The 10,121-nt window shown below is 62.0% G+C and carries 8 protein-coding genes; 5 read left to right on the top strand and 3 right to left on the bottom strand.

The window, feature by feature from the left end; translation table 11 throughout:
* Window positions 1-933, top strand: a 933-nt coding sequence (locus tag ABIB54_RS09880) for an IS256 family transposase (RefSeq protein WP_354575353.1), incomplete at its 5' end; no start/stop codon positions are given.
* A gap of 345 nt (window positions 934-1,278) precedes the next feature.
* Here the strand turns inward: ABIB54_RS09880 and ABIB54_RS09875 are convergent.
* Entirely contained in the window at window positions 1,279-2,367 is a 1,089-nt protein-coding gene (locus tag ABIB54_RS09875) for an IS110 family RNA-guided transposase (protein WP_502917113.1), read from the bottom strand.
* A gap of 198 nt (window positions 2,368-2,565) precedes the next feature.
* Here ABIB54_RS09875 and ABIB54_RS09870 point away from each other — a divergent pair, with 198 nt between their 5' ends.
* Window positions 2,566-3,249 (top strand): hypothetical protein, encoded by a 684-nt coding sequence (locus ABIB54_RS09870; protein WP_354575351.1) that lies wholly within the window; start codon window positions 2,566-2,568, stop codon window positions 3,247-3,249.
* A 433-nt stretch (window positions 3,250-3,682) separates the two neighbouring features.
* On the opposite strand, the gene ABIB54_RS09865 is transcribed toward ABIB54_RS09870, so the two are convergent.
* Entirely contained in the window at window positions 3,683-4,954 is a 1,272-nt protein-coding gene (locus ABIB54_RS09865) for a dihydrolipoamide acetyltransferase family protein (protein ID WP_354575350.1), read from the bottom strand.
* Window positions 4,954-7,167, bottom strand: coding sequence for an alpha-ketoacid dehydrogenase subunit alpha/beta (locus ABIB54_RS09860; protein WP_354575349.1), 2,214 nt, complete (start codon window positions 7,165-7,167; stop codon window positions 4,954-4,956). Before ABIB54_RS09860 ends, ABIB54_RS09865 begins: the two co-directional genes overlap by 1 nt.
* A gap of 159 nt (window positions 7,168-7,326) precedes the next feature.
* Here ABIB54_RS09860 and ABIB54_RS09855 point away from each other — a divergent pair, with 159 nt between their 5' ends.
* Genes ABIB54_RS09855 through ABIB54_RS09845 form a run of 3 tightly spaced genes read left to right on the top strand, consistent with a single transcriptional unit; the run spans window position 7,327 to window position 9,955 of the window.
* A complete protein-coding gene (locus ABIB54_RS09855; RefSeq protein ID WP_354575348.1) occupies window positions 7,327-7,860 on the top strand; it encodes a VOC family protein in 534 nt (177 codons plus the stop codon).
* Entirely contained in the window at window positions 7,857-8,558 is a 702-nt protein-coding gene (locus tag ABIB54_RS09850; RefSeq protein ID WP_354575347.1) for a GntR family transcriptional regulator, read from the top strand. Before ABIB54_RS09855 ends, ABIB54_RS09850 begins: the two co-directional genes overlap by 4 nt.
* A gap of 20 nt (window positions 8,559-8,578) precedes the next feature.
* Complete coding sequence (locus ABIB54_RS09845; protein ID WP_354575346.1) at window positions 8,579-9,955, top strand: NADP-dependent succinic semialdehyde dehydrogenase; 1,377 nt, start codon at window positions 8,579-8,581, stop codon at window positions 9,953-9,955.
* Window positions 9,956-10,121: the final 166 nt, after the last annotated feature.

Here is a 10,121-nt window from a genome sequence, read left to right as displayed (position 1 = left end):
TATCAGCGTCGCATCGCGGGCTTCGATGAGGCCGTCGTCTCGCTGTATGCGAAAGGGCTCACGACCGGGGATATCCAGGCCCACCTCTCCGACGTGTATGGGCAAGACATCTCCCGGGAGCTGGTGTCGAAAGTCACCGACCGGGTCGTGGCCGACATGGAGGTGTGGCAGGCAAGGCCCCTGGATCCGGTGTATCCAGTGATCCTCATCGACGCGATCGTGATGAAGGTTCGGGATGGGCAGGTCGGCAACCGGCCCGTGTATGTGGCGCTCGGAATCGACCTCGATGGCCACCGCGACGTTCTGGGCATGTGGGTTGGACCGACCGGTGGTGAGGGATCGAAGCAATGGATGAACATGCTCACCGAGCTGAAGAACCGCGGCGTCGCCGATGTCCTGTTCGTCTGTTGTGACGGTCTGAAGGGCCTGCCGGACTCGATCCTCGCAACCTGGCCGATGGCGACCGTTCAAACCTGTGTCGTGCATTTGGTGCGCAACAGCCTGCGGTTCGCGTCCAGGAAGTATTGGAAACCGATCGCGGACAGGTTGAAGCAGGTCTACCAGGCGCCGACGGTGAAGGCTGCGGAGCAACGCTTCGACGAGTTTGCGAAGGAGTGGGAACCCATCTATCCGGCGATGATCGCGATGTGGCGGCGGTCGTGGGGTGAGTTCACCCCGTTCCTCGACTACCCGTTAGAGATCAGGAAGCTCATCTATACGACAAACGGGATCGAGTCGTTGAACGCGAGATTCAGAGCCGCGACCAGGCGTCGCGGCCACTTCCCCAACGAACAATCCGCACTGAAAGTGATGTATCTCGCGATCATCGAACGACGCCACAACCGGGCCAATCCGACAGGCGAGATCAACGGGTGGAAAGCTATTCTTAACACCCTCGCAATGACCTACGGCGACCGCCTAGGACTCAACTAGCCGATGACCAGTTACACAAGAAATCTGACAGACCCGGAAGAACAACTGATATGTAGTTGCTTTTGTCAAGTGGGCAGGGTGAAGCGGCGTCCGGGATGATCGTTCCTGGGCGCCGCTTCTGCTGGTCATCGCAGCCGGTGGTGTCGAACGTGTCGTTGTCGATGTTCACGGTCAGGCTGATATGCGCGGGTTGGTTACCGCAGGGCGAAGTGTTCGAGCTGGAGAGGTGCCGCGGGTCTAGAAATCGGGCGTCGCGCTGGCCGAGGTTGGCGTTGCTCATAGTTGTTTAGCGGGTCACTCCACGTGTTCGCCGACACACATCGGATGATGATCAGCGGTCTGGGGTTAGTCGTCCATGACGGCCAAGGACCAGCACCAGCCGGCGAGTTCGCGGGCGATGGCGGTGTTGGCCACGACGGGACGTTTGCGGCGGACGGTGAAGGCCACCCACTGCCGGTGCAGGCGCTCGTTGCCGTCCTGGCCGCGGAGACGGGCAGGCGCTGGTGCTTTCTCCCACCGGGCATGCAAGATCGATTGGCGGGATGGGCTGTAGTCGCGGCGGTGCTGCCAGGCGGCCTCGACCAGCAGCCGGCGGACGTGAGAGTTGCCAGTTTTGGTGATCCCGCCCTGGCTGCGAGACTGCCCGGAGGAGTATTCCGAGGGCACCAGGCCGACGAAGGAACCGATGGTCTTCCCGGAGAATCGGTGCCAGTCGCCGATTTCGACCGCTAACGCCAACCCGGTCAGGGCTGATACTCCCCGGAGGCAACCGAGCCGGTTCACCATCGGGGTGAACGACGAGTTCGCGGCAAGGTCCTCGATCATCGTGTCGAGGCGGTCCCTGCGGGCGACGGTCTGGGAGACGGCCTCGTAGTAGGCGTCGAACGCGGTCGTGAACGACCGGTCGCCGCTCAAGCGGTGTTCCCGCAGCCACCGGTCGTGTTTTCCTGTCCAGGCGGCACCTTCGTCATAGACGAGCCCGTGCCGCAGCAGCAGCTTCGACAACTGGTGCCGGTTGCCCATCAGCACCTGCCTGGTGTTCTCCCTCGCCCGCACCACATCGCGGACCGTCTCGGCCTCAACCGTCGGGACCGTCACCTCAACGATCTGTCCGAGCCGGAGCAGCTTCGCAAGGTGCTCGGCATCGCGGGCATCGGTCTTGACCCGGTCACCGGTCGGGCGTTGCAGCTTCGACGGAGCAGCGACGCGGCAGTCAATCCCAGCCGCGACGAGCTGACGGAACAGGCCGAACCCGGTCGGCCCCGCCTCATAGGTGACAATCTGCGAACCGGGCAGCGAGGCCACCCATCCCACAATCTCAGGCGTATTCGCCGTGATTTTTCGATGCAAGATCTGTCCGGTCGTCGCGTCGATAACGCACCCCTCAACCGTGCGAGCGTGCACATCCAGACCAACGAAACTACGATGTTCGATCAACTGGGGCCTCCAAGGTTCGACTGTGGATAGGCCAACCTCCACGGGCTGGTAACCCACGTCTACTCGAACGGAGGCCCCAGCCTCAAGAGGCCGAGCTCATACTCATATCGTCTAGGCGTCACAAGAACAACTCGACGAGCACCGGCACCTACTCGCAGACCCGTCGGCAGGTGTTACATCCAGTAGCCTCACGGCATGGGCAACGCGAAACGAATACGCGCGCAGCGGCAGTCGATAACACTGCGGTCCGCGACTGTGCGGCATCTTGCTACCAAAAAGTTAACTCGCGATCCAATCGAGCGACTGCAGGCCGCCGTTATCGCGATCGGTGACGCCTACGACACCGATGCTGACTGCGCCTCAGCAGCGGCCTTGCTGCGTGAGGCCGGGAGGCTCATGGGCTATGTGCTCGAACCTCGCGCCGTTTCCGCGATCATCCGTGACGACAAGTCAGGCGACATTCTCGTGATGGGACCGAAAGCACGCGAGCGGATCACTCCCAAGGTGCTTGCGCGCGTCGAGAATCATTTGCCCAACGGCAAGGACAACGGACACATCGTCCTCACCAGCGAGGACCCGCGCGCCCTGTTCGATCCAAACCTCCGCCAAACCGGCGCATACGGCATCGAAGCGCCCAGCGTCGTCATGAACATCCAAAGCACTCATCCCGACTCAGGTCAGTGGGTATTGCAACATGGAGATCTGGAAGTGGTGTACATCCTCGACGAGGAGAATTGTGTCCTGCTCGACGCGATGGAGAGGGCGGCGCCGCACCTGGCTGCCGACGCACGGACCCTCGTGGAGAACCTACGCGATGGAGTAAGTATCGAAACGCTTCGACTTCAGAGTGCCGCGGCCCGAGTGCGGCGTACCAGCTAATCGGTAACCAACAGCATGGATGTCATTGGTAGGTGCGACCGCCGCTGGCGACCCGATTAGTCCGAGGCTTACCGAATCAACGGACGTAGACCCAATTGAGATTCATAGGGGTGCGCGGCTGTCACTGGAACGGAATCCCGTCGTGGGCGGGCGCGGACGACGGATAATCACTGAGCAATCACCGAGCATTCGGCAGTCGCTCCCGATAAGGGTTCTTATGCCAGCTTGTCCGAAAACCGCTGACCCTCCCCTATCGGCACGAGCACCTGACGCCCGGGGCGAGTACCGATTCCTGATTTTCCCACCACTACAGGTAACCAAACAGTGGGGCACGTCAAGACGTCACCTATCCGTGCAGCAGAGCCTTCCTTGCCGTGCGCAGCCAATACGGCGATGACACCTCGCTCTTCCGCCCCGAAAGTCATGGACAGACCTATAGGAGAAGCGACACCGGACTCTCGATGCGCCGAACGAAGGACGCCATCCATTGTGCACCGACGGCACCATCGATGACGCGGTGATCAGCAGAAAGAGTTACCGTCATCACTGATGCGACTCCTAGCTGCCCGTTATCCACCACCGGCCGTTGCTTTGCCGCGCTCACAGCGAGTATGCCGGAGTGCGGCGGATTCAGGATGGCGGTGAACTCGTCAACACCGTACATACCGAGGTTCGAGACGGAGAAGCTGCCTCCTTCGAGTTCTTCCTGACGCAGTTTTCCCGCCCGGGCGCGCTCGGCAAGGTCAGCAACCGAGGCGCTGATGGCCGCAATGCTCGCGGTGTCGACACTACGCAGCACTGGCGTGAGCAGACCTCCGTCGACAGCCACGGCAACTGCGAGATCCACCCCGTTGAAGCGACGGATATGATCGCCTCCCCAGATCGCGTTGGCCGCGGGCACCTCTGCCAGCGCCCCCGCAACAGCCTTGATCACGAAGTCGTTCACGGAAACTTTTCGTGAAGAGGATTCGTTGACCTCGGCTCGAAGGGAGAGCAACCGGTCGACACGCACGTGAGCAGTCAGGTAGAAATGCGGAACCGTCGTCTTGCTCTCGGTGAGTCGACGGGCGATCGCGCGGCGCATTCCCGTCAAGGGAATATCGGTGAAGTCGGTCTCCGATGTCGGGCTTCCCACTCGGAGCGGTGTCGCAGGCACCCGCACCGGTGAAGGTGCAGGTTCCGGTGCCGCTGCCGCTGCCGGCAGCACAGTCGTCGGGCGAGCGTCGAGGTCGCGCCTCACGATTCGCCCACCAGGACCGGTGCCTTCCAGGGAACCGAGATCAAGTCCGCGCTCGCGAACAAGCCTCCGTACGATCGGGCTCGCGAAGATGCGGCGGGTTTCGTCACCTGGAGCCTGTGCTGTTTCCGGCACCGAAGACTCGACAGTCGGGTCGCTCGCCTGAGGCGACGCGGTATCCGAGACGCCCGCAGCAGCGAGTGCGGGCCCCATTTCGTCTTCGCTCTCCCCTGCGTAGAGGATTATCGCGATCGGTTCGCCGACGCTGAGGTTCTCCCCGGGCTGAGCAATGAGCTTTCCCACGGTTCCGGCGACTTCTGCCGCGTACTCGACGACCGCCTTTTCGGTCTCGATGTCGGCCAGCGGTTCTCCGACCTCGATCGTCTGGCCTTCGCTGACCGACCAGGCCTGGATCGCTGCCTCAGTTGTCGATGCGAGCACAGCGGGCATCCGGACGATGGTGGGCATCAGCGATTCTCCAGCCGACGCTCGGAGGCGGCGCCCATACCTGCACGGATCATGTCGAGCCCCGCGACGACCTCTTCGGTGCGCGCGATGGCTGCTCGCTCGAGGACCTTCGAGATACTCGGACTCGCTTCGCCTCCAGTGACACGCTGAATCGGCTGGTCGAGCCAATCGAAGAAGCGCCGCTGCAACTCGTCTGCCAGCCATCCGCCGTATGAGGTGCCGACAGCACCCTGCTCCACGAGAAGCACTGCGTTGGTCTTCTTGATGCTCTCGCCGATGGTCTGCCAGTCGATGGATGCTCGATCCAACCACCGCAGGTCGATGAGCTCCGCATCGATGCCGGTCTGCTCAATCGCCTCGAGAGCGTGGTTGACCATGGAGAGGTAGCTGATGACCGTGACATCCGACCCGTGCCGCCGGATCGCAGCCTTCCCAGGCGGCAAAATATAGTCGAGATCGACATCTGGGACCTGGTCGGCTTGAGCGTAAAGGTCAACGTGTTCGATGACGAGCACCGGATCCTGAAGTGCCAGCGCGGCATTCATCAATCCCACGTAATCAGCGGCGTTCGACGGGGCGATGATGCGCCAACCGGCAGCCGTCGCAAAGATGCCCGCCGGGTCCATAAGGTGTTGCGAGCCGTAGCCGGAGCCCATGGCGACCTTGGTGCGCAGAACCAGAGGCATATCGTTATCGCCTCCGAACATGTGGCGCGCCTTCCCGATCTGGTTGAAGACCTGATCGGCCGCGACCCAGACGAAGTCGGGATACATGAATTCGACGACGGGTCGAAAGCGGCCGTCGAGGGCCAACCCGCCACCGAGGCCCACGAAGGCGTTCTCGCTGATCGGCGTGCCTATCACGCGGTCTGGCCCGAACTTCTTGGCCAGTCCCTTTGTCGCTCCGTTCGTCCCACCATTGAGGCGGTGCACGTCTTCACCGAGCACGATGATGCGCGAGTCGGTCTCCATGCGGCGATCCATCGTCGCAGCCACAGCATCGATGAACTTGATGTCACGCCACCCGCCGGTGTGTTCGATCGGGTCGAGTATCGACATCCCATCCAACTCGTGGGCATCACTCCTGATGCCGACATCGACAAAGCCCGGATCGGGCCAGAGCGCGGGGCGGATACGGCGGCGAGTCGCGTCTTCCGGGTCGGTCTCTATCAGTTCGGCGACCGCCGCGCTCATTGCTGCTTGCGCCTGGGTGCGAACCGATTGCACCCCGGCGGCGTCGATGAGGCCTAACTTGGTCATTTCTCGGGCGACCCTTTTGAGCGGGTCACGCTCGCGCCAGGCGGCCTCTTCTTCCTTAGCGCGGTAGCCGAAGGCGCTGCCGGGATATGCTCCGTTCTGGTGGAAGAACCGATAGACCTCCGCCTCGACGATGGCTGAGCCAGCGCCGGTGCGTAAGCGTTCCGATGCTTCTTCTACTGCGAGGTGCACAGCCAATGGATCCATTCCATCGACTTTCCAGCCCGGGATGCTGAATCCTTGTCCACGGACCGACAGACGGGTGTCTGCAGAGACTTCGTTGACATTGGTCGATACGGCGTACATGTTGTTCTCGACGAAGAACAACAGCGGCAGTTTCCAGGCCGACGCCAGATTCATTGTCTCGAGCACGGACCCGATTTGGCTCGACCCGTCACCGTAGTAGCTGATGGTCAAATCGCGCGTCTCACCGTGCTTCTGGGCAAAGGCGTTGCCTGCGGCGAAGGGGACCCCGCCTCCGACAATGGCGTTAGTACCGAGCGCCCCTGCCTCGAGCCACTGCAGGTGCATTGACCCTCCTCTGCCGCCGGAGAATCCTTGTGCGAGGCCGAGGATCTCGGCGAGCGTTCGCTGGAGTAGTGCCTGAACGTCATTCGGTACGAGATCGTCTAGATCGACTTTCCCCCCGGTCACGTGCGTGAGTGCCTTGGCGAGGAACTGGTGATGCCCGCGGTGCGAACCTGTGACTCCGTCCGCGGAACCTAATCCGATGATCGAGCCGACCGCGCCTCCTTCCTGGCCGATGCTCGAATGGGCTGGGCCGTGCACAAGGCTCTCGGCGGCAAGCTCGAGAACGGACTCCTCGAAGGCGCGGATGAGGTGGAGCTGCCCGAGCATCGCTGAGAGTAGAGCGGGATCCGCGTCTTTCCAGTCCTGGGCGGTGGTCGAAAGTTCGACCCAATCCGCCCCGGTCTCCAAACGTCGTCGTTTTGACATGATGCTCTTTCCTTCTCTAGGCACGACACCATGTGCGCTGCCCGCGTGACCCCAAGTTAGCGTCGATTGCGTCCAATCGCAATCAGAAATAGAAGAATACTTGCCCAATACGGCAAATTCAAGTAATACTGGATCCAATCAACGACCTGGAGGTCAATCGTGGCGCACGGCATCCCGGGAATGAGGGGAACTGATCACGTCGGCTTCACCGTGCCGGACCTCGACGAAGCCGAGCGCTTTTTCGTTGATGTGGTGGGTGCAGAGCACATCTACACCCTTGGGGCGAAACAGTCCGATGACGACTGGATGGCTGTGCACCTCGGTGTGGACCCTGGCACGGTGATCCGAGAGATTCGCTTCTACCGCATCGGCAACGGGAGCAATGTCGAACTGTTCCAGTACGAGCCGGCCGACGGCGCCCCACAACGACAGCCGCGAAATAGCGACATTGGAGGTCACCACTTGGCGATCTACGTCGACGATATGGGCGCGGCCATCGAGCACCTTGTCAGCCACGGCGTAGAGATCATGGGTGCTCCTACTTCGAGCAAGCAGGCGGCGGAAGGGCAGCAGTGGTTGTACTTCCGCAGCCCCTGGGGAATGCAGTTTGAACTGGTGAGCTACCCCGGAGGAAAGGCCTATGAGAAGCAAGCACAGCGGACGCTGTGGAACCCCGCGAGGCCGGCCGAATGAGTGCGCTGCCCGCGACCGGTGTCGCCCAGAATGGGCAGATGACGGAACATGCAACGCGCGACGGCGCCGGCACCCGGATCGCCGCTGAATTGCGCCAGGCCATCCTCGATGGCCACTACTCGCCCGGAATGCGTGTGCGCCAAGAGGACCTCGCAGACCTTCATGGGGCGAGTCGCATCCCTGTTCGCGAGGCCCTGAGGATGCTTGAGGCTGAGGGGCTAGTCACGGTCGTGGTCAACACCGGCGCCTGGGTGTCTCGGCTGAGCCTCGCCGAGTGTGAGGAGATGTACCAAATTCGGGAGCGTCTCGAACCTTTGCTCCTGCGATACAGCATCCCGAACCTGTCCAGACCCGAGATCGACCACCTCGCATTACTTGCCGATGCGATGGAACGCTCGACTGATGTTGAGCATTTTCTGAAGCTCGACCGTGAGTTCCACCTGTCGACGTATGCCACCGCCGGGACCAACGTGCTCGGCGAGATGGTGCTGCAGCTCTGGAATCGCACGCAGCACTATCGCCGGGCGTTCACGCGAGTGTTTCGCTCTGAAGGTGATCGCAGCGCTCATTACGACCACCATCTGCTCGTGCATGCGATCCGTCGCGGCGACGTCGACGAGGCGGAACGTGTGCTGCACGACCACATTCGTCGCACGCGGCTCGAATTGGCCCGTCACCCAGAAGTATTCGAAAACTAGCAGACAACAGGAGAATCTCCATGGCGATCGCGACCACGAACCCGGCTACCGGCGAAACGATAAAGGAATTCCCGACCGACGACACCGCCACCACCGACCGAAAAATCGGTGAGGCGCAGACGGCCTTCGAGTCGCTTCACGACACGGATTTTGCGGCGCGAGCCCGATGGATGCAGGCCTCTGCCGACATCCTCGAGTCCGAAGCGGATGAAGTCGCCTCCATGCTCACTCTCGAGATGGGTAAGCCCCTAGCGCAGGCGAAAGCGGAGGCTCTCAAGTGTGTCAAGAACATGCGCTTCTATGCCGAGAACGCAGAAGGCTTCCTCTCCGACGAGCCGCTTGCGAACCCCGCGGCTGTTGGCGCATCGGGCGCTTACGTGCGCTACCAGCCACTTGGTGTGATTCTTGCCGTCATGCCCTGGAACTACCCGCTGTGGCAGGTCATCCGGTTCGCCGCACCGGCTCTGATGGCCGGTAACACGGGGGTTCTCAAGCACGCCTCCAATGTGCCCCAGTCGGCGCTTTATCTTGACACTCTCTTCGAACGAGGAGGATTCCCTTCCGGGTCGTTCCGTACCCTGCTCATCGGATCCCGAGAGGTCAAGGCTGTCCTCGAGGATTCCCGGGTGCGGGCAGTGACCCTGACCGGTTCCGAGCCCGCCGGGCGGTCCGTTGCCTCCATCGCTGGCGAGCAGATCAAAAAGAGCGTCATGGAGCTGGGTGGCTCCGACCCGTTCATCGTGATGCCGAGCGCCGAGCTCGACGCCGCCGCGACAACCGCAGTCAAAGCTCGCGTGCAAAACAACGGCCAATCGTGCATCGCCGCCAAACGCTTTCTGGTGCACACCGATATCTATGACGCGTTTGCAGCGATCTTCGCCCAGAAGATGTCTGACCTCATCGTCGGCGACCCCATGGATGCCGGCACCGACGTCGGCCCACTCGCAACGGAATCCGGCCGAACGGACCTGGCCGAACTGGTGGATGACGCCGTGGCGAAAGGCGCAAAGGTGCTCGCCGGTGGGTCGGCCGTCGACGGTCCCGGCTGGTTCTATCAGCCGACACTCCTCAGCGAACTCACCGACGAGATGCGGATCGTGCAGGAAGAGACTTTTGGGCCGGTCGCCTCTCTCTACCGCGTCGCAGATCGCGAGGAGGCACTCCGCATCGCGAACCAGACCACTTTCGGTCTCAGCTCAGCGGTGTGGACCAACGACGACGCGGAGGAGGAATTCTTCACCCGTGAACTCGAGGCAGGCGCCGTGTTCATCAACGGAATGACCGCCTCCTCCCCCGAGCTGCCCTTCGGCGGGGTCAAAGCATCCGGGTTCGGCCGTGAATTGGCAGCAGAAGGAATCCGAGAGTTCTGTAACGTCAAATCCGTCTGGCGAAGGTAACGCTCCGGCGCCTGGAACACCGGTTGTCGCGACAGAGCACATAAGGCGGTCGGGTTCCGGCGCCGCGGCGGTAGGAGGGCGGCGCTAGGAGTGGAGGCGATAGGAGTGGAGACGATAGTGATGATCGGCATGACTGCAGCCGGATCACGACATAGACGGAGCTCGT

The sequence above is a fragment of the Frigoribacterium sp. UYMn621 genome (genome assembly GCF_040549525.1).
Classification (GTDB): domain Bacteria; phylum Actinomycetota; class Actinomycetes; order Actinomycetales; family Microbacteriaceae; genus Lacisediminihabitans.
This window is presented reverse-complemented; position numbering and strand designations above follow the sequence as displayed.